17 protein-coding genes are annotated in these 20,299 nt (G+C 73.3%); 12 read left to right on the forward strand and 5 right to left on the reverse strand.

Annotated features, from left to right (window positions below):
* Positions 1 to 151: 151 nt before the first annotated feature.
* Positions 152 to 385, reverse strand: coding sequence for a hypothetical protein (locus E0L36_RS21290; RefSeq protein WP_180930705.1), 234 nt, complete (start codon positions 383 to 385; stop codon positions 152 to 154).
* Positions 386 to 884: 499 nt separating this feature from the next.
* On the opposite strand from E0L36_RS21290, the gene E0L36_RS21295 reads away from it, so the two are divergent.
* From E0L36_RS21295 to E0L36_RS21350, 12 genes are all read left to right on the forward strand, one after another.
* Positions 885 to 1,136 carry an acyl carrier protein gene (locus E0L36_RS21295; protein WP_180930706.1) on the forward strand — a complete coding sequence of 84 codons (252 nt, stop codon included), beginning with the start codon at positions 885 to 887 and terminating at the stop codon, positions 1,134 to 1,136.
* Complete coding sequence (locus tag E0L36_RS21300; protein ID WP_180930707.1) at positions 1,133 to 2,023, forward strand: cyclopropane-fatty-acyl-phospholipid synthase family protein; 891 nt, start codon at positions 1,133 to 1,135, stop codon at positions 2,021 to 2,023. Before E0L36_RS21295 ends, E0L36_RS21300 begins: the two co-directional genes overlap by 4 nt.
* 8 nt (positions 2,024 to 2,031) lie before the next feature.
* Complete coding sequence (locus E0L36_RS21305) at positions 2,032 to 3,357, forward strand: FAD-binding oxidoreductase (protein WP_180930708.1); 1,326 nt, start codon at positions 2,032 to 2,034, stop codon at positions 3,355 to 3,357.
* On the forward strand, positions 3,354 to 4,367 hold the full coding sequence (locus E0L36_RS21310; protein WP_180930709.1) for an SDR family oxidoreductase: 1,014 nt from the start codon (positions 3,354 to 3,356) through the stop codon (positions 4,365 to 4,367). The genes E0L36_RS21305 and E0L36_RS21310 overlap by 4 nt, the downstream gene beginning before the upstream one ends.
* Positions 4,368 to 4,612: 245 nt before the next feature.
* Positions 4,613 to 5,530 carry an SDR family NAD(P)-dependent oxidoreductase gene (locus E0L36_RS21315; RefSeq protein ID WP_308416860.1) on the forward strand — a complete coding sequence of 306 codons (918 nt, stop codon included), beginning with the start codon at positions 4,613 to 4,615 and terminating at the stop codon, positions 5,528 to 5,530.
* Between the two features lie 9 nt (positions 5,531 to 5,539).
* Complete coding sequence (locus tag E0L36_RS21320) at positions 5,540 to 7,003, forward strand: MFS transporter (RefSeq protein ID WP_180930711.1); 1,464 nt, start codon at positions 5,540 to 5,542, stop codon at positions 7,001 to 7,003.
* 145 nt (positions 7,004 to 7,148) lie between these two features.
* Positions 7,149 to 8,156 carry an acyl-CoA desaturase gene (locus E0L36_RS21325; protein WP_180930712.1) on the forward strand — a complete coding sequence of 336 codons (1,008 nt, stop codon included), beginning with the start codon at positions 7,149 to 7,151 and terminating at the stop codon, positions 8,154 to 8,156.
* 6 nt (positions 8,157 to 8,162) lie between these two features.
* Positions 8,163 to 9,818: an AMP-binding protein gene (locus tag E0L36_RS21330; RefSeq protein ID WP_180930713.1), complete on the forward strand. Its 1,656-nt coding sequence runs from the start codon at positions 8,163 to 8,165 to the stop codon at positions 9,816 to 9,818.
* A 143-nt stretch (positions 9,819 to 9,961) separates the two neighbouring features.
* Entirely contained in the window at positions 9,962 to 11,104 is a 1,143-nt protein-coding gene (locus E0L36_RS21335; RefSeq protein WP_180930714.1) for a histidinol-phosphate transaminase, read from the forward strand.
* Between the two features lie 92 nt (positions 11,105 to 11,196).
* Positions 11,197 to 11,838 carry a hemerythrin domain-containing protein gene (locus E0L36_RS21340; protein ID WP_180930715.1) on the forward strand — a complete coding sequence of 214 codons (642 nt, stop codon included), beginning with the start codon at positions 11,197 to 11,199 and terminating at the stop codon, positions 11,836 to 11,838.
* A gap of 155 nt (positions 11,839 to 11,993) precedes the next feature.
* Complete coding sequence (locus E0L36_RS21345) at positions 11,994 to 12,422, forward strand: hypothetical protein (RefSeq protein ID WP_180930716.1); 429 nt, start codon at positions 11,994 to 11,996, stop codon at positions 12,420 to 12,422.
* Between the two features lie 35 nt (positions 12,423 to 12,457).
* Positions 12,458 to 13,474 (forward strand): beta-ketoacyl-ACP synthase III, encoded by a 1,017-nt coding sequence (locus tag E0L36_RS21350; RefSeq protein ID WP_180930717.1) that lies wholly within the window; start codon positions 12,458 to 12,460, stop codon positions 13,472 to 13,474.
* 306 nt (positions 13,475 to 13,780) lie between these two features.
* On the opposite strand, the gene E0L36_RS21355 is transcribed toward E0L36_RS21350, so the two are convergent.
* Genes E0L36_RS21355 through E0L36_RS21370 form a run of 4 tightly spaced genes read right to left on the reverse strand, consistent with a single transcriptional unit; the run spans position 13,781 to position 20,217 of the window.
* The gene (locus tag E0L36_RS21355) at positions 13,781 to 14,971 is read right to left on the reverse strand and encodes an enoyl-CoA hydratase/isomerase family protein (protein ID WP_180930897.1); all 1,191 of its coding nucleotides are present in this window, start codon (positions 14,969 to 14,971) and stop codon (positions 13,781 to 13,783) included.
* A gap of 44 nt (positions 14,972 to 15,015) precedes the next feature.
* On the reverse strand, positions 15,016 to 16,014 hold the full coding sequence (gene meaB / locus E0L36_RS21360) for a methylmalonyl Co-A mutase-associated GTPase MeaB (protein ID WP_180930718.1): 999 nt from the start codon (positions 16,012 to 16,014) through the stop codon (positions 15,016 to 15,018).
* Positions 16,015 to 16,018: 4 nt separating this feature from the next.
* Positions 16,019 to 18,322: a methylmalonyl-CoA mutase gene (scpA, locus tag E0L36_RS21365; protein ID WP_180930719.1), complete on the reverse strand. Its 2,304-nt coding sequence runs from the start codon at positions 18,320 to 18,322 to the stop codon at positions 16,019 to 16,021.
* Positions 18,322 to 20,217 carry a methylmalonyl-CoA mutase subunit beta gene (locus E0L36_RS21370; protein WP_180930720.1) on the reverse strand — a complete coding sequence of 632 codons (1,896 nt, stop codon included), beginning with the start codon at positions 20,215 to 20,217 and terminating at the stop codon, positions 18,322 to 18,324. The genes scpA and E0L36_RS21370 overlap by 1 nt, the downstream gene beginning before the upstream one ends.
* Positions 20,218 to 20,299: the final 82 nt, after the last annotated feature.

Consider the following 20,299-nt stretch of genomic DNA (forward strand, 5'->3'; position numbering starts at 1 on the left):
TCGGTGCGCGACAGGGCCGCGCGCGGTGCGCCCGCGCTGTGCGCGGTGGCCGACGCGGGACCGGGGAGGAGCGCCGCGGCTCCCTCGCCGATCCGGGCCGGGCGGAACCGGGCCCCGGTGGTGCGCGCGGCGCGCGCGGTGTGGGGGACGGTCACGAGGCGACCGGCAGCCGGTGCTCGACCGCGGTGCGCGTCTCCGCGCCGCACGGGAGGAACGTGCCGTCCCCGGCGGCGGGGAGCGCGGGCCGGGCGGCGCCGCCCGGCAGCGGGGGGCCCGCGTCGTGGAGGCCCTCGACGGCGGCACCCTCCACGTCGAGGACGTGGGGGACGTCCTGGCGGCGCGGCACGTCCACGAGGTGCTCGACGACGCGGAGTGAAGTGCGCATGTCCGCCTCTCTGCCTGTCTGGGGCTCGTCCTGGCTCGACCCGCTCGCGGCCCGCGCGGTGCCCCGGGTCACGCGGGCGACGCGGGGTGGCCGGTGCGTCCGGGTGGCACGGCCCCCGGGTGGGCGGTGGCCGGTTCCCCCGTCAACTCCGCACCCGATCCCGCTGGTTCACGGCTGGTGTCACGACTGGTTCACGGAACCGCTGGTGCGTTCGGACGCGTTCGGGTCCGGTCACCCAGGCTCCGTGCGGTGCGGTCTCCCGTCCGCTCCCTCGGGGCGCTCCGGGTCCGGACTCCGGGGTCTGGTCCCGGCACGCCGTGAACCGGTGCGACCGGTGCCGTAATTCCACGGGGCGGGCGGCGCGGTGGCAAGGACACGCATCTGCTAGCCGCCGGGAGGCCGGGTACCGGCAGACACCTGTCATACGCGCGCGTCGGTAGCAGCGACTAACTTGCGATCAGTCTGCCGAACGTCGGCACGCGACCGAAAGGGACCGTTCATGATCACTGTTGCCATGGTGTGCGAACTCATCGAGAAGAAGCTGGGCTCGAAGGCCGCCTCGGTGACGCTGGACGCCGACACGGTCTTTGACGCGGTGGGTCTCTCCAGCCTCCAGATCGCCGACATCGTCTACACCATCGAGGACGAGGCCGGGGTGGAACTCGACCCGGGCCAGGCCGCGAACGTGAAGACGGTCGGGGACCTCGTCAACCTCGTGCAGAGCATGAAGTCCGTGGGCAACGAGGCATGAGCGTCATGTACCAGGGGGCGACGGAAGAGGCGATCAAGCACCACTACGACGTCTCGAACGACTTCTTCGCTCTGTGGCTGGACGCCTCGCTCACCTACACCTGCGCGCTGTGGGACGACGAGCGGCCAGCCGACGAGGCGGAGCCGGAGACGCTGGAGTCCGCGCAGGCACGCAAGCTCGACTACCTCATCGAGGGGTCGCGCGCGGCGAGCGCCCAGCGGGTGCTGGACGTGGGCTGCGGCTGGGGCAGCCTGCTCAAGCGGCTCCAGGAGGTCTACGGGGTGCGGCAGGCCGTCGGCCTGACGCTCAGTGACACCCAGGCGGAGCTGGGCCGGGCGCTGGAACTCCCGCGCACCGACATCCGGGTGGAGAACTGGCGCGACCACGAGCCCGCCGCGGGCTACGACGCGATCATCTCCATCGGCGCGTTCGAGCACTTCGCGAAGACCGGGCTGACCCGGGCCGAACGCGTCAGCCAGTACCGCGAGTTCTTCGAGCGCTGCTACGAGTGGCTGCCCTCGCACGGCCGGATCGCCCTCCAGACGAACGTCAAGGGCAACAACCGGGTGATGGACAAGGCGACCGTGCGGGAGCTGATGTTCATCATCGAGACGATCTTCCCGGAGTCGGAGATCCCGGCGCTGTCCGAGGTGACCGAGTCCAGCGAGAAGCTCTTCGACGTCGTCTCGATGCGCAACGACCCCGACCACTACAGCCGCACCTGCGGAGAGTGGCTGCGGCGGCTGCGCGCGCGGCGCGACGAGGCCGTGGCGAGCGTCGGCGAGGAGAACGTCGCCAACTACGAGCACTACCTGGGCGCCTGCGTCCGGCACTTCCGCAACCGCCACCTGGGACTGGCGAGGATCATCCTCGAAAAGGGACGGTAACCACGCCCATGGCCACACCGATGCATGTCGTCTACTGGCATGAGACCGAGAGCGTCACGCCGAGACCGCCGCTGCGGGGCGACGCCGACTGCGACGTCTGCGTCGTCGGCGGCGGGTTCGCGGGGCTCTGGGCGGCCCACTTCCTCCAGGAGGCCGAACCGGCCCTGGACGTCCGGATCGTCGAGGCCCGGTACTCGGGGCACGGCGCCTCCGGCCGGGCCGACGGGTTCATCACCCCGACCATCGGCAAGGACATCCAGGCCCTGGTCGAGCAGTTCGGCAAGGAGCGCACCCGGGCCGCCTCCCAGGCGGTCGGCCGGTCGATCCTGGAGATCGGCCGCTTCCTCCGGCGCAACAAGGTCGACGCCGAGTACGAGGCCAACGACTACCTGATGGTCGCCACCAACCAGGCGCAGCACCACCGGCTGGAGGCCGACCGGCGGCTGGCCACCGACCTCGCCGGCCGGGAACAGCCGGAGATCATGGGGGCCGCCGCCGCCCGCGAGGTCATCGGCTCTCCCGCGATCGTCTCCGCGATGCGCACCGGTGGCGCGCTCGTCAACCCGTTCAAGCTGGCCCGTGGGCTGGCCCGGGTGGTCAGCGACGCGGGCGCCACGATCTACGACGACACCCCCGTCCTCCGCGTCGAGCACGGCGTGCGGCCGACCGTGGTCACCCCCGGCGGGCGGATCACCGCGGACAAGGTCATCATCACCGCCAACGCGCGGCAGTTCACCTTCCCGGAGTTCCGCAACAGGACCGTGCCGATCTGGAGCTACGCGCTCGTCAGCGACCCGCTGACGGACGAGCAGCTGGCCCGCGTCGCCTGGGAGGGCCGCGAGGGCATGGTGGAGGCGAAGACCTTCCTCAACTGCGCCCGGTTCACCGCCGACAACCGGGTGCTGTTCGCGGGCGGTACCGCCCCCTACTTCCGTGGCCGTGACATGCGCGACCGCCGGATGAACCACACCCCGGTCTACCGCGAACTCATCGGTGAGTTCCGGAAGTACTTCCCGATGTGGAACGACGTCCGGTTCCGCTACGCCTACGGCGGCACCGTCGACATCACCCGCGACTTCGCGCCGCACTTCGGCACCCTGCCGCAGGGCAACGTGTACTACGGCTACGGCTTCTGCGGAAACGGCATCGCCGCCACCCACACCGGCGGCAAGGTGCTGCGGGACCTCGTCCTCGGCAAGGACACCGACTTCGCGCGGCTCCTCTACGTCGACGACGAGCACCGCGCGCAGCGCCGGTTCCCGCCCGAGCCGCTGCTCTTCCCGGGCGTGCGGGTCGCGTCCCGGCTGCTGGAGTGGAAGGAGGCCCGCGCGTGACCGCGACCCGAACCGTGCTGCTGACCGGGGCGTCCGGCGTCGTCGGCCAGGCGATCCTGCGCGAACCGCCCACCCCCGGACTGCGGATCATCTGCGCCGCGCGCGGCGGCGCCGCCACCGTGCCCGGCGCCGACCGCGTGGTCTACGCCGACGTGGCCGAGCCCCGCCTCGGGCTGGACGAGGACAGCTGGCGGGCGCTGGCCGCCGAGGTGGACGTGGTCATCCACTCGGCGGGCCTCACCGAGTGGGGGCTGCCCGCCGAGCGCTACCTGCCCGTCAACGTGGAGGGCACCCGCCGCGTCGTGGAGTTCGCCGAGGCGGCCGGGGCCACCGTCCACCTCATCTCCACGGCGTTCGTCGCCGCGCTGTCCGCGACCGCCCCGGCCGGCATCAGCCCCGGCAACGTCACCACGCCCTACATCCGCTCCAAGCTCCGCGCCGAGCAGCTGCTCCAGGACAGCGGCCTGCCGCACACCATCTTCCGGCCCACCAACCTCATCGGGGACGCCCTGACCGGGTGGACCTCCCGTGGCCAGATCGTGCAGCTGCTCTCCGATTGGATCTGCCGCGGACGGGCCCCGTTCATCCCGATGCACCAGGACAACCGCATCGACATCGTGCCGCAGGACACCCAGGCCAAGGCGGTGCTGCGGTCCGTCGAACTCGGCGATGACAGCGGCGAGTTCTGGGTGACCTACGGCGGCGAGGCGATGGACATGGAGGCGGCCCTCGCGGTGTGCGCCAAGCACGCCGCCGGCCAGGGCCGCGCCCTGCCGGAGATGCCCATCGTCGACCCGGACACCCTCGACCCCGAGGAGCTGGCCCGGCTGCCGAAGATGGCCCGCTCCTACCTGTCCGTCCTCCGCGACGTCAGCGAGGTGACCCGCTGTAGCGGAGGGGTGCTGCCCACCTCCATGCCGCTGTTGCGCGAGCGGTACGGCGTGCCCGAGGTCGAGGACACCCTCGCCTACCAGAGAACCCTGGAGTACGCGGCGACCCATCTGAGCTGAGCCCCCGGTGCCCCCGCCAGCCCGGGGGCGCCTTCGTACCCCCGGTGCCCCACCAGCCCCACCAGCCCCACACGCACCGAAGCCCCCAGCCACCCCAGAACACCCACCCATACCGTCAGTTCCGGGGCATCACCCCCAACTCCTCCGGCACCTCCGGCTTTTTCGGGCCGTCCCGGCTCTTCAAGCCCCCGCCACCACTGAGTCACCATCACCCCATGGAAGATCGCAACGGAAGGAACGCACGCGTGAACGAGGAGTGGCAGCCTCCGCGGCTGGACGGGACCGTCGCCGTGGTGACCGGAGCCAGCCGGGGAGTGGGCCGGGGCATCGCCCTCGCGCTGGGCAGCGCGGGCGCGACCGTCTACGTCACCGGGCGCAGCACCCGCACCGACGGCAGCACCGAGAACCTGCCGGGCACCATCGAGGAGACGGCGGAGGCCGTCACCGCGCGCGGCGGCGAGGGGGTCGCCGTCGCCTGCGACCACACCAGCGAGGAGGCCAACCAGGCCCTCGCCGAGCGGATCGGCGCCGAGCGGGACGGACGCCTCGACCTCCTGGTCAACAACGCCTGGGCGGGCTACGAGCGTTCCGCCGACGTGCGGTTCGACGCGCCGTACTGGAAGCAGCCGATGTGGCGCTACGACCTGTGCGCCGGATCGCTCCGCGCCCAGTACGACGTGACCAGGGCGCTCACCCCGATGATGCTGGAGCGCGACAGCGGCCTGATCGTCGGCGTCGGCTTCACCGACGGCGACATCTACCTCGGACAGGCCGCCTACGACGTCTTCAAGAACGGCAGCGACCGCATGACCAGGGCGTTCGCCGGGGACCTGCGCAAGCAGCAGATCGCCGCGGTCAGCGTGCACCCCGGGTTCGTCAACACCGAACGCGTCGCCGCCGCCTGGGAGGCCATGGGCGAGGGCCCCGCCGCCGTCCTCCACTCACCCGAGTACGTGGGCCGCGCCATCGCCGAACTCGCCGCCGACCCCAAGGTCATGGACCGCACCGGGCAGATCCTCGCCGCCGGCGACCTCGCCCGCGAGTACGGCTTCACCGACACCGACGGACGGCAGCCCCCGCCCTTCCGGCTGGAGGGGCGGATGACCCTGGCCACCCGCATGGACCGGCTCAACCGGCTCGTCGCCGCGCAGCGTTCGAGCTAGGGAGGCCCGATGGACACCAGTCTGACCAAAGCGGGCCCCGGCCCCGCCGCCCGCGCCAGCGCGGGCGTCGCCCTCGCCGTCACCTGCGGCGCCCAGTTCATGGTCATCGTCGACGACACCGTCGTCGCGATGGCCCTGCCCACTCTCCGCACCGACCTCGGCTTCCAGGCCGCCGACCTGGCCTGGGTCATCGACGCCTACATGCTGCTGTTCGGCGGCTTCCTGGTGCTCGGTGGCCGCTGCGCCGACCTGTTCGGCCGCCGCCGCACCTTCCTCACCGGGCTGACGGTCTTCACCATCGCCTCGTTCGCCGCCGGGATCGCCGGGAACCCCGGCACGCTGATCGCCGCCCGTGGCCTCCAGGGCTTCGGCGCCGCGCTGCTCAGTCCCGCCGCGCTGTCCATCCTGATCACCGTGTTCACCGAACCCACCGAGCGCCGCAAGGCCCTGGGGATCTGGGGTGGCCTCACCGGCGTCTCCGGGGTGTCCGGGGTGCTGCTCGGCGGCGTCATCACCGACGCGATCAGCTGGCGCTGGGTGTTCTTCGTCAACATCCCCATCGGCGTCCTGCTGTTCGCGCTGGCGATGACCCCCGGCATGGCCGACCGTGAGGCGCGCCCGCGCAAGCGGTCCCTCGGCGACAGCACCGGCGCGCTGCTCATCACGTCCTCGCTGCTGCTGCTCGTCTACTCCGTGATCAGCACCGCGCACCGGCCGTGGACCGACGTGGCGACCATCCTCGGCCTCGTCACCTCCGCGCTGCTGATGATCGCCTTCATCCTGCGCGAACTGCGCGTCCCCGAACCGCTCATCCGGCTCGGGATCTTCGCCAACCGGCAGATATCCGTCGCGAACGTGATGATGGTGCTCGCCGCCTCCGGGCTCTACGGCATCTTCTTCTTCCTCACCCAGTACATGCAGAACGTGCAGGGCTGGTCGCCGATGCGCGCCGGACTGTCCTGGGCACCGTTCGGGCTGACCATGGCCGTCTTCTCCGGCCTCGCGATCCAGCTGCTGCCCAGGGCGGGCAGCCGCCTGCTGTGTCTGGCGGGACTCAGCTCCGCCACCCTCGGCCTCGGCCTGCTCCAGCGCGCCCCGGTGGACGCCGACTACGTCAGCCACATCCTGCCCACCCTGCTGCTCTGCGCCGCCGGCTACGGCCTGGCCCTGGTGCCGCTGGTCGTCGCCGCCGTCAGCGGCGTCGCCAAGGCCGACTCGGGCGCCGCGTCCGGAGTGCTCAACACCGGCCAGCAGATCGGCGGCGCCGTGGGCCTCGCCATCCTCGCGACCCTGGCCAGCAGCAAACTCGACGACGAACTGGCCGCGGGCGAGCCCCAGCTGGAGGCACTGCTGACCAGCTTCCACTCGGCGTTCCTGGTCGGAACCGTCCTGACCGCCTGCGCGGCGCTGCTCTCGCTCGCGCTGCCCGCGCTGCGCACCGAGTTCGACCCGGAAACCACCCAGGGGGTCTGACACCTCACACTCCGGCCGTCGGGCGCCAGGGAGGCGCGCCCTGGCCGCCCGGCACGGCCCCCGGCGCGGTCCCGAGAGGGACACGCGAGCACGTGGGAGAACCCGAGAGGGATCACGAGAGGGAAAACGAGAGGGAAAGGGAGACATGAACAACGCGAAACACCGCTGGTTCATCCTGGGCGCGTCCGTCGTACCGCTGCTGGCGCTACTCGCCGGGATGGTCCTGCTCTGGAACCGGATCTTCGGCTGGACCGACGTGGTGGTCCTGGCCTTCATGTACGCGGTCTCCGGATTCGGCATCTCCACCGGCTACCACCGGCTGCTCACCCACCGGTCGTTCCAGACCTACAAGCCGATCCGCGTGGGACTGGCCGCCGCCGGGGCCATGGCCGGACAGGGCCCGCCCATCATCTGGGCCGCCCACCACCGCAAGCACCACCGGGTCGCCGACAAGGAGGGCGACCCGCACAGCCCGCACCTCGGCTTCGAGCCGGGCTTCCGGGGCGCCCTCGCCGGGATCTGGCACGCCCACCTGGGCTGGCTGACCAACGACAAGCTCACCTCCGACCCGATCCGGTACTGCCCGGACCTGGTCCGCGAGAAGGAACTGCGCTGGCTCAGCGAGAACCTGATCCTGGTCGTGCTGGCCGGGGTGCTGCTGCCCGGCGTGCTCGCCTTCGGCCTGTCCGGGGGATCCGTCACCGCCGCCCTCACCGGCATGCTGTGGGGCGGCCTCGTCCGCATCTTCCTCATCAACCACTTCACCTACGCGGTGAACTCCATCGGCCACTACTTCGGCCGCCGCCGGTTCACCACCACCGACCAGTCGCGGAACGTTTTCTGGCTGTCGGTGCCGTCCTTCGGCGAGGCGTGGCACAACAACCACCACGCCTTCCCCCGCTCCGCGCGGCACGGCATGAAGTGGTACGAGCTGGACCTCTCCGCGATCCTCATCTGGACGCTGGAGAAGACCAAGCTCGCCTGGAAGGTCATCCGCATCGACACCGAGCGGATGACGATGCGCGAGGCGGGCATCAGCCGCGTCAACGGCACCAGCCTTGACCAGCGCGAACTGCTGGAGTCCCAGCAGAAGCTCGCCCCGATGGCCGACCGCAGGGGCAAGTCCGAGATATCGCTCGTCGATGTGGAGTGACAGACGATGACCACGGGGACACACTTCCGGCTCTGGGACGCCCTCGTGCAGGGACCCGACCGGGGAACACTGCACCACTGGAACGGTGAGCGCTTCGACCAGCTGCCCTGGCGGCGGGTCGTCGACGACGCGCACCGTATGGCGTCCGCACTGCGCTCGGCCGGAGTGCGTCCCGGTTCCCGCGTGGCGACCGTGCTGACCAACTCGGCCGACACGGTGCGCGGGCTGCTGGCGGTCTGGCTCGCGGGTGGGGCGATCGCCTCACTGCCGCTGCCCTCCCGCGGCCAGACCCCCGAGGAGTACGGGAAGACGCTGGGCGCCCTGTGCGCCCAGCTCGACCCCGAGGTGATCATCGCCGAGGAGCGGATGGCCGCCCTCATCCCCGAGGAGGTCTCCGCCCAGCTGCCCGTCCTGGACTGGGCCCGGCTGCTCGCCACCGGCGGCTCCCGCTGCGAGCCGAGCCCACCCGGCGACGACGAGGTCTGCTTCATCCAGTACTCCTCCGGCAGCACCAGCCTGCCCAAGGGCTGCTCCCTCACCCCCCGGGCCATCGCGGCGCAGCTCGCGATGATCCTGGAGATGACCGGCGGCACCCCCGGCCGGGAGACCATCCACTCCTGGCTGCCGCTCTCCCACGACATGGGCATCTTCGGCACCCTGCTGTACGCCTGGGCGTACGACTACGACTTCGTGCTGTCCTCGCCCGAACGGTTCGGCATGGCCCCCCGCTCCTGGTTCCGCGACATGGCGGAGTTCGAGGCCACCATGACCGCCGGCACCAACACCGCCCTCCACCTGGCCACCCGCGCCCAGGGCCGGGGAACCCTCCCCAGGGAGCTGCGGCTGCGCGCCTGCGTCATCGGCGCCGAGCGGATCGACGCGGGCACCCTCGCCGCCACCGCCGACACCTTCCGCTCCTCCGGCCTCACCGAAGCGGCGTTCCTGCCCGCCTACGGCATGGCCGAGGCCACCCTCGCCGTGGCCGGAACCCCGTCCCACGCCCCGCCCGTCATCCGCGACTTCGACGCAGCCGCGCTCAGCGCGGGCGAGGTCCGCGAGGTCGCCGCCGGGGAACCCGGCGCCACCCGGCTCGTCTCCAACGGGCCACCGGTGCGCGGCGTCACCGTCACCACCGAACAGCCCGACACCGTCGGCGAGTTGCTCGTCACCTCGCCCAGCCTCTCGGTCGGCTACCACGCCAACCCCGAACGCACCGCCCAGCGGTTCCGCGACGGCGTCTTCCACACCGGCGACCTTGGCTTCCTCCGCGACGGCGAGGTGTACTTCGCGGGCCGCGCCGACGACCTCATCTCCGTCGGCGGACGCAACGTCTACACCGGCGAGATCGAGGCCGCCATCGAGGCCATGGGTCCCGTGCGCACCGGCGGCGCCGCGCTGGTCGACGTCGCCGGGGACGCCCCCTCCCGGCTGGTGCTGTTCCTCGAACCCAAGCGCCTCAACGACGACTTCGCCCACATCGCCGACAAGGCCGCGGCGCTCGCCCGCGACAAGGCCGGTATCGCGCTCTCCGAGTGCGTCTTCCTCAACCGGGGCGCGCTGCCCAAGACGCCCAGCGGCAAGGTCCAGCGCTTCCGCTGCCGCGCCCTGCTCGGCCCGGAGGAGGACCAGCTCAAGAGCCTCGCCCGGGTCCAGCTCGCCTGACCCGCCGCACCGGCCCCGGCCCCGCCCGCCCCACCCGGGCCGGGCGGGGCGCACCCGCCCGGCGCCACCCGCCGGCGCCCCGCCCACCATCCGTCCGCCCCACGGCGGCACACCCATCACCGCACCACGCAGGGGGAGACAGCATGCTCCAGGGCCAGGACCAGGACCCGGACGGGGCTGCCCGGGACACCGCCGCACCGGCGCCGAACTTCTTCGCCGATCCCGGGCGGGCCGACGGCGCCGACCCGGACACCACCCTCCGGCTCCACCTCAACGAGAACCCCTACGGGCCGCCGCCCGGCACCGTCGGCGCCGTGACCGCCGAAGCCGAGACGCACCTCAACCGCTACCCCGACAGCTCCTGCCAGGCCCTGCGCACCGCGCTCGCCGCGCACTTCGAGGTACCCACCGACATGATCGCCGTCGGTAACGGGACCGACGAACTGGTGCTGCTGGCCTCCATGGCCTTCCTCCGCGCCCCCGCCGCCTCGGCCGTGACCACCAGTTGCACCTTCCCCGGCTACGTCACCTCCGCCGCCGCGCTCGGCGCCCCCATCGACACCGTGCCGCTCCGCGACCACGCCGTCCCCGCCGACCGTCTCGCCGCCGCCCTGCGCGATGGCGCCACGCTCGCCTTCGTCTGCAACCCCCTCAACCCCTCCGGCACCGTCCTCGACGAGGCCGCCGTCGAACTGCTCCTCGACACCGCCGACGAGACCGGCGCCGTCCTCGTCTTCGACGAGGCGTACATGGACTTCGCGGGCCCGGCCCACGAGTTCGCGCTCGCCGCCGTCCGCGACGGCCGCCGCGCCCTGATCACCCGCACCTTCTCCAAGGCGTGGGGACTGGCCTCCGTACGGCTCGGCTGCGCCGTCGGCCCCGCCGACCTCGTCGCCCGGCTCAGCGCCGGGGCCCGCGCCCTCCCCTTCGGCGTCAACCGTCCCGCGCAGCGCGCCGTCCTCCAGGCGCTCCGCGCCCCCGGCTACGTGCGGCAAGTGCGGGAGGACATCGCGCAGGACCGGGAGCGGCTGGTCAAGGCCCTGGAGGCGCTGGAGGTCCGCTGCGTCCCCTCGGTCACCAACTTCGTCCTCGCCCGCGTCCCCGGCGACAGCACCGCGCTCGCGGCCCGCCTCGCCGACGACCACGGCGTGCTCGTCCGGGCGCTGGACGCCCTCGGGCTCCCCGGCTACCTCCGCGTGTCCGTCGGCACCGCCCCGCAGATCGAACGCCTGGCCACCGCGTTCGCCGCCGCCCTCAGGAACTCCCCGCACAGCGCGGCAGGTTGACAGGCCGGGCCGGAAACCGCGCTCCCTCCGCCCGGGGGAGCCGACCCCGGCCCGCCGGGCCCGGCCCGAACCGACCGCCGTAAGGAGCCACCATGAACCAGCCGACCGCCGACCTCCCCCGGGCACACCAGACCATGCTGCTGTCCCACCGCGCCATGGTGCGCGACCTGGGCCGCAGCGCGGACGCCGCCCGCACCCTGGCCCGCACCGGCGACCCCACCCGGGCCGCCGCCCTGCGCACCTACACCTCCCGCCTCACCGCCCTCATCGAGCACCACCACCAGGGCGAGGACGACTTCCTGTGGCCCGCGCTCCGCGAGCGCGACGCCGACCCCGCCGCGCTCGACCTGCTCACCGCCGAGCACGCGGAACTCAACGAGGCGCTGCACACCTGGGGCGGGATCGCCCACCGCCTCGGCGAGGACGACAGCGCCCCCGCCGAACTCGCCGAGCGCGCCGGGCCCCTCCGCGAACTCCTCGCCACCCACGCGGGAGACGAGGAGCGGGAACTCCTCGACCGGCTCGCCCCCGCCCTGGACGCCCGGATCTGGAAGGGCTTCGAGACCCACATGCGGAAGACGGCACCCGGCTGGACGCTGCGTTTCATGCCGCCCTGGCTGGCCTCCGTCGCCCGCCCGGAGGAGAAGGGCGGCATCCCCGCGCCCCCGCTGGCCCGCCTCTTCCGCGGCTCGCTGGAGAAGAACCAGCGCGCCGCCTTCGGAGAGGACTACTGACCCGGCCACCCACCGGACCGGCCGGTCGGCCCGGCCGGTCCCCCGGCGCCCCGAACCGGCGTCCCCGACGGGGCGGCCGTGCCCAGGCGGCGGCCCGCGCGACCCCGGCGTCTCCGTACTCGTCACCCAGCACCAGGAAGGGAAGGTGGTCCCAGGTGGAACGACCGCGAACCGCGCGCGCCGCCGCCGAGGAGGCCGAACTGGCCGAATCGTTCAGGGTGTACTCCTCCGCCGTGCATCGTTGGCGGCGGACCCACCACCGGATCGCCGTACGGATGCCCGGCGACCCCTCCCGCCCCCGACACACCGAGGGCACGCCCTCCCCCGGAGGCGTGCGGGAGACCCCCTTCCTCCGCACGGTGCCCGGACGCGGCGCGGCGCGCGGCGGCACCCCGGTGCGGCGGTCACCCCACCCCCGTCCCGGCGCGGCGGACGCGGAGCCCACGGGCACCCCGGACACCGCTCCCTCCGACGGCCCAGGGATCGTGGCCTCCACTCCGGGCGGCCCGGCGGCCCGGACCGGACGTGACGCGGGGCCCACCCGCGTGGCCGGAGCGTCCGGCCCGCACGGCGGGGGAAGCTGAGCCCCGAGCCGGGACGACACGAGATGAGGATGCAGATGACAGCGGCTGAGCGTGACCGGACACCCGTGCTGTGCGGACTGGGCAGCTGGGTGCCCCCGCACGTGGTCACGAACGACGATCTCGCCCGCGAACTCGACACCTCTGACGAGTGGATCCGCAGACGGACCGGTATCGCCGAGCGGCGCGTGGTGGAACCCGGCACCGCCACCTCCGACCTGGCCGTCGAGGCGGGGATGCGCGCGCTGAAGTCCGCCGCGCTGGAGTCCGTCGACGCGGTCATCGTGGCCACCACCACGCCCGACCAGCCCTGCCCGGCCACCGCCCCGCTGGTCGCCGCCCGCCTGGGCCTCGGCCCCGTCGCCGCGTTCGACGTCGGCGCCGTCTGCACCGGCTTCCTGTACGGTCTCGCCGCCGCCGCCGGACTCATCACCTCCCGCACCGCCGGGACGGTGCTGGTGATCGGCGCGGACACCTACTCCACCGTCCTCGACCCGGCCGACCGCACCACCCGCGCCATCTTCGGCGACGGCGCCGGGGCCGTCATCCTGCGCACCGGCTCCCCCGACGAGGACGGCGCGATCGGCCCCACCCTGCTCGCCAGCGACGGCAGCGGCAGCGACCTCATCCGGATCTCCTCCGGCGGCTCCCGCGACCCCATCCGCGCCGAGACCGCCGACCAGGCCGACCCGTTCTTCCGCATGGAGGGTCAGAGCGTCTTCCGCGGCGCCATGCTGCACATGGCGGAGGCCGCCCGCACCGTGGCCGAGTGGCAGGGCTGGGGGGTGGCGGACATCGACATGCTCGTCGCGCACCAGGCCAACGTCCGTATCCTGCACGCCGTCGCGGACCGGATGGGGCTGGACCGCGAACGCTGCCACGTGCACCTGGACCGGGTCGGCAACACCGCCGCCGCGTCCATCCCGCTCGCCCTCGCCGACGCCGTGACCCACGGCGGACTGCGCCCCGGCCACCGGGTGGTGGCCACCGCCTTCGGCGGCGGACTCACCTGGGGCGCCAGCGCCTTCCGCTGGCCCGACATCACCCCGTCCTGACCCCTCCCGACCCCGCCCGGCCCGGACACCCCGGACGCCAGCCCCAACCCGCCCCGCACCACCGGCGGCTCACCCGCCGCGACGGTACGGGGCGCGTACGGGCCCGGAACCACCCGTCGGCGCGAGAACACCGATCCGCACCCAAGCCGACCGGCACGAGAACCGACCTGTACGCGAACCGACCTGTACGAGAAGGGGCCGGAACCGGAGAAATCCCGCCGGGCCCGTCGCGGGCCGCTCGCGCCGCCGCCGTGGCGAGGCCGGGAGCGGGGGAGTGGGGTGGGTGTGGGGAGTGGGGCGGCCGGGTCAGGGAGCGGTGGGTGGGGTACCGAGGCGCGGGTCGCCCCCGGCGGGCGGCGCGAAGTACGCGGCCACCCGCTCCTCGGAGACCTCCTCCAGCGTGGCCGGGGACCACCGGGGCGCCCGGTCCTTGTCGATCACCTGCGCGCGGATCCCCTCCACCAGGTCCCAGGAGGACAGCGCCGCGCAGGACGCCCGGAACTCCCTCTCCAGCACCGGTTCCAGGGCGCCGAGCCGCCGCGCGGCCCGCAGCTGCGCCAGCGCCACCTTCAGCCCCGTCGGGGACTTGCCCTCGATGCTCCGCGCCGCCATCGCGGGCCCCAGCTCCCGCTCCGCTCCCGCGCCCGAACCCACCCCGTTCCCGGCGGAGTTCGCGCCGGAGCCGGTGGTGGAGTCCGCGGCGGAGTCCGGGCACGGCGAGGCGGGGTGGGCGCGCAGCCGCGCCAGGATCTCCTCCACCGTGTCCGCCGCGTAGCAGTGGTCGATCCACTCGCGGTGCCGGGCCAGCCCGGAGGGCGGAGCGGGCGCCGCGTAGCGCTCGACAGCCTCCTCCACCACGCCGTCGGCCAGCGCCTTCGCGAAGTCCGCCAGCCGTTCGGTGGGTACCAGGTGGTCGGCCAGCCCGCAGTACAGCGCGTCCCCCGCGTCCGCGGTCGACGCCGTCAGCGCCAGGTGGGTGCCGAGTTCGCCGGGGGCCCGGGCGAGGAGGAGGCTGCCGCCCACATCGGGCGCGAAGCCGATACCGGTCTCCGGCATGGCCAGCGTCGACCGTTCGGTCACCACCCGGAAGCGGCCGTGCGCGGACACCCCGATGCCGCCGCCCATCACGATGCCGTCCATCAGCGCCACGTACGGCTTCGGACAGCGCGCGACGCGGGCGTTGAGCCGGTACTCGTCCCGCCAGAACGCGGGCGAGGCGGTTCTGTCACCCCGGGCGTCCTCGTGGATGGCGCGGATGTCGCCGCCCGCGCAGAGCCCCCGCTCGCCCGCGCCGGAGAGCACCACCACCGCCACGTCGGGGTCCCGCTCGAAGGCGTCCAGCGCGGCGTCGATCCGCCGCACCATCGGGTGCGTCAGCGCGTTCAGCGCCCGGGGACGGTTCAGCACGATGTGCCCCGCCCGGCCCTCGCGGTACACGAGCACCGGCTCCGCCCCGTCCGCCGAACTCACCGAACCCGCTGATCCGGCCGAACCCATCGCACCCGCCGTACCCATCGCACCCGCCGTACTCGCCGCGTCCATCAGGCCGGGGCCCCCGGCAGCCCGAACGCTTCGATGATCCGCTCGGCCGCGAGCGTCGCCGTCAGCGAACCGTCCCGCACCCGCTCCTCCAGCACCGGCGCCAGCCGCCGCACCTCCGCGTGGTGCTCCAGACGGCTCAGCAGATGCTCACGCACCATCGACCACGCCCAGTCCACCTGCTGCTCCCGGCGCTTCGCGAGCAGCCGCCCCCCGGCGTCCAACACGCTCCGGTGCCGCTCCACCCGCTCCCACACCTCGTCCAGCCCGCTGCCCTCGCGCGCGCTGCAACTCAGCACCGGAGGGGTCCACGCCGCGTCCGCCGGCTGCATCAGCCGCAGCGCGCCCGCGAGTTCCCGCGCCGCCGACCGGGCGTCCCGCTCGTGCGGTCCGTCCGCCTTGTTGACCGCGAGGACGTCCGCCAGCTCCAGCACACCCTTCTTGATGCCCTGCAACTGGTCACCGGTACGGGCCAGGGTCAGCAGCAGGAAGGTGTCCACCATCCCCGCCACGGCCGTCTCCGACTGGCCCACCCCGACCGTCTCCACCAGCACCACGTCGTACCCCGCGGCCTCCATGACGATCATGGTCTCCCGGGTCGCCCGCGCCACCCCGCCCAGCGTCCCCGAGGACGGTGAGGGCCGCACGAACGCCGACGGATCCACCGACAGCCGCTCCATACGCGTCTTGTCACCCAGGATCGAACCGCCCGTACGGCTCGACGAGGGATCGACCGCCAGCACCGCGACCCGGTGCCCACGACCCGTCAGCATGGTGCCCAGCGCGTCGATGAAGGTGGACTTCCCCACCCCCGGAACCCCGCTGATACCCACCCTGCGGGCCCCACCGGCGTACGGCAGCAGCTCCGTCAGCAACCGCTGCGCGCGCTCCCGGTGATCCGCCCGGCGGGACTCCACCAGGGTGATGGCGCGTGCGACCCCCGCCCGGGAACCGCCCCGCACCGCCTCGACATGGTCCGCGATATCCATCGTCCGCGACATGGCCTCACACTTCGTGGCCGAGTGCACGCGCCAGCGTGTGCACCAGGTCGTACGCTGCGTCCGGGATGACCGTACCCGGCGGGAACACCGCGGCGGCACCCGCCTCGTGCAGCGCCTCCACGTCCTGCGGCGGGATGACCCCACCCACCACGACGAGGATGTGCTCACCCCCCGCCTCCGCCAGCTGCTCCCGCAGCGCGGGCACCAGCGTCAGGTGACCGGCCGCCAGCGAGGAGACGCCCACGATGTGCACGTCCGCCTCCACCGCCTGCCGCGCCACCTCGGCCGGGGTCTGGAACAGCGGGCCGACGTCCACGTCGAACCCCAGGTCGGCGAAGGCCGTCGCGATCACCTTCTGCCCCCGGTCATGGCCATCCTGGCCCATCTTCGCGACCAGCAGCCGCGGACGGCGGCCCTCCGCCTCCTCGAAGGCGTCGACCAGCGCCCGCGTACGGTCCACCTCGGGCGCTCCGCCCGCCTCACTCCGGTACACCCCGGAGATCGTACGGATCTGGCCAGCGTGCCGCCCGTACACCCGCTCCAGGGCGTCCGAGATCTCCCCGACCGTCGCCTTCGCCCGCGCCGCGTCCACCGCCAGCGCCAGCAGGTTGCCCTCCAGACCCGGACCGGGCTCCGCGCCCGCCGCCCTGGTCAGCGCCGACAGCGCCGCCTGGCACGACTCCTCGTCCCGCTCCGCGCGCAGCCGCCGCAGCTTCTCCGCCTGCTGCGCCCGCACCGACGAGTTGTCGACCTTCAGCACGTCGATCTGCTCGTCGCTCTCCACCCGGTAGGTGTTGACCCCGACCACCGGCTGACGGCCCGAGTCGATCCGCGCCTGCGTGCGCGCCGCGGCCTCCTCCACCCGCAGCTTCGGGATACCCGCGTCGATGGCCTTCGCCATCCCCCCGGCGGCCTCCACCTCCTCGATGTGCTGCCAGGCCCGCCGCGCCAGATCGTGCGTCAGCCGCTCCACGTACGCACTGCCGCCCCACGGGTCGATCACCCGGCAGGTGCCCGACTCCTGCTGCAACAGCAACTGCGTGTTCCGCGCGATCCGCGCCGAGAAGTCCGTCGGCAGCGCCAGCGCCTCGTCCAGCGCGTTGGTGTGCAGCGACTGCGTGTGGCCCTGCGTGGCCGCCATCGCCTCCACACAGGTCCGCGTCACGTTGTTGAACACGTCCTGCGCCGTCAGCGACCAGCCCGAGGTCTGCGAATGGGTGCGCAGCGACAGCGACTTGGGGTTCTCCGGACCGAAGCGCGACACCAGCTTCGCCCACAGCAGCCGCGCGGCACGCAGCTTCGCGACCTCCATGAAGAAGTTCATGCCGATCGCCCAGAAGAACGACAGCCGCGGCGCGAACGCGTCCACGTCCATCCCCGCCGCCTGCCCGGCACGCAGGTACTCCACCCCGTCCGCCAGGGTGTACGCCAGCTCCAGGTCTGCCGTGGCCCCGGCCTCCTGGATGTGGTACCCGGAGATCGAGATGGAGTTGTACCGCGGCATCCGCTGCGAGGTGAACGCGAAGATGTCGGAGATGATCCGCATCGACGGCTGCGGCGGATAGATGTAGGTGTTGCGGACCATGAACTCCTTGAGGATGTCGTTCTGGATGGTCCCCGCCAGCTTCTCCGGCGGTACTCCCTGCTCCTCCGCCGCCACGATGTACAGCGCCAGCACCGGAAGCACCGCGCCGTTCATCGTCATCGACACCGTCATCCGGTCCAGCGGGATGCCGTCGAACAGCTGCCGCATGTCGTAGATCGAGTCGATCGCGACCCCGGCCATTCCCACGTCGCCCGTGACCCGCGGGTGGTCACTGTCGTACCCGCGGTGCGTCGGCAGGTCGAACGCGACCGACAGGCCCTTCTGACCCGCCGCCAGGTTCCGCCGGTAGAAGGCGTTCGACTCCTCCGCCGTCGAGAACCCCGCGTACTGCCGGATCGTCCACGGCTGGTTGACGTACATCGTCGGATACGGCCCCCGCAGGTACGGCGCCACCCCCGGGTACGTCGACAGGAAGTCCAGCCCCGCCACGTCGTCCGCCGTGTACAGCGGCTTCACCCGGATCCCCTCCGGGGTGTCCCAGGACAGGTCCTCCGCGCTCTTCCCGACGCGCTCCTTCACCGCCCCGCGCCACTGGTCGTCCCGCGCGGCCCCCGCCGCGTCACCCCCGGACCCCGCGTCCTCGACGGCGCCCCCGGCACCCGCCGTGTCCGCCGCGTCTGAGGTCTCCGGGGTGTCCGGCTCCAGCGGCACCTCGGAGAAGTCCGGCACACGCCCCGGCTGCCCAGCTGTGGTCTGCGTCATCACAACCCCATGCGGTCAAGAAGAGAAGAGAGAACGGCGACCGCGTCACCGCCCGCGAACACGAACTCGTCCACCCCGGCGGCTAGCAGCGCGTCCCGCCGCTCCCCGGGGCGCCCGGCCAGCAGCACCTGCTCGGCACCCGCCGACCGCAGCGCCGCCGCCACCTCCGCCGCCTCCCGCTCGTACCACTCGTCGCTGGCGCACAGACAGGCCACCGACGCGCCACTCGCCGCGAACGCCGCCGCCACCGACGCCGGATCCACCGACTCCGGCTCCCGCACCGGCTCGATCCCGCCCGCCTGGAACAGGTTCACCGCGAACGACACCCGAGCCGAGTTCGCAGCCGCCGGACCCAGCGCCGCCAGGAACACCCGCGGCCGGGCCCCGCCCGCCGCCAGCCCCGCGTCCGACCGCGCCCGCAGCGCCTCGAACGCCGCGTCCCGCCGTACCCGCGGCAGACCGCCACCCGGCGGCTCCGGCGCCGCCTCCCGCTCCAGGTCCGGCTCGCCCAGGTTCGGGAACTCGCTGACCCCGGTGATCGGCTCCCGCCGGTGCGCCAGCGCCTCCTCGCGCCGCGCCCAGCCCTCGGCCAGCCGCTCACCCACCAGGCCGGACGCCAGCGCCTCCGCCAGCCCCCCGGCCCGCTCGATCTCCTGGAACCACGCCCACGCCGCGTGGGCCAGCTCGTCCGTCAGCCGCTCCACGTACCAGGAGCCACCCGCCGGGTCGATGACCCCCGCCAGATGCGACTCCTGCACCAGGACCGTCGACGTGTTCCGCGCGATCCGCCGCGCGAACGCGTCCGGCAGCCCCGCCGCGTGGTCGAACGGCAGCACCGTCACCGAGTCGGCCCCACCGACCCCGGCGCCCACACAGGCCACCGTGGTCCGCAGCATGTTCACCCACGGATCGCGCCGCGTCATCATCACCGGCGAGGTCACCGCGTGCTGCCGCTGCCCCGTACCGCGCTGGCCCGCGCCGGAAACCTGCGCCACCCGCGCCCACAGCCGCCGCGCCGCCCGGAGCGTCGCGATCGTCAGGAACTGGTCCGCGGTCGCCGCGTACCGGAACTCCAGCCGCGCGCACGCCGTCTCGACGTCCAGTCCGGCCGCCGTGAGGTCCCGCAGGTACGCCACCCCCGCCGCCAGCGAACAGCCCAGCTCCTGCGCGGCCGAGGCGCCCGCCTCGTGGTAGGGCAGCGCGTCCACCGTGTACGTCCGCAGCTGCGGCCAGCGGGCCGCGCCGTCCACCGCCAGCCCGGCCGCCGCCGCGCGCAGCGCCGCCAGCGGTCCGTGCTCACCCGTGCGCGCGACCAGCCCCAGCGGGTCGGCGCCCAGCGAGCCACCCGGCGCGGGCGGCCCCTCCAGCTCGCCGTACAGCCGCAGCAACTGGCCCGCGGCCGCCTCGAACTCGGCACCGGCGTCCAGCGCGACCGGCGCGAGGTCCAGATAGACCCCGCGCAGCGCGGCCGGCAGCTCCGCCACGGGCAGGCCGTTCCCGCCGAGGGTCAGCCACACCGAGGAGACGCCGTTCTCCAGGTCGGCCAGCACCTCCCGGTTGGTGCCCTCGGCGTCCGGACGGGTGTGGCGCTGGCGCACGTCCCAACCGCCGTCGACGTTCCCCTCCGGGCGGCCGGCCCGGGTGTACGGCGCGAACCCCGGCCGTTCGGCCGCCCGTCGGCGGGCGGACGGACTCAGATCGTCCGCGGTGTACAGCGGACGCACCTCGATGCCGTCCGGGAGCTGGGTCAGAAGAGCGGATTCGGGCGCCGATGCGTCCCTGGGCGTGATCCCCGACTTGTGCAGTACGCCCGCGACGAGCTGCCGCCACTGCTCATGCGTAGCGTCCGGGAAGTCAGCGGCCAGGGAGAGCCCGTCGTCAGGCAGGACCGTCATGCACGGCACCCTAGGGCACCCGCTTCAGGCCGCTGGAGTTTCCCGGGATGTGACCTTGGACTCTTCCCCGGTCCACCCACCC

The organism is Streptomyces sp. AJS327, assembly GCF_013450295.1.
GTDB lineage: Bacteria > Actinomycetota > Actinomycetes > Streptomycetales > Streptomycetaceae > Streptomyces.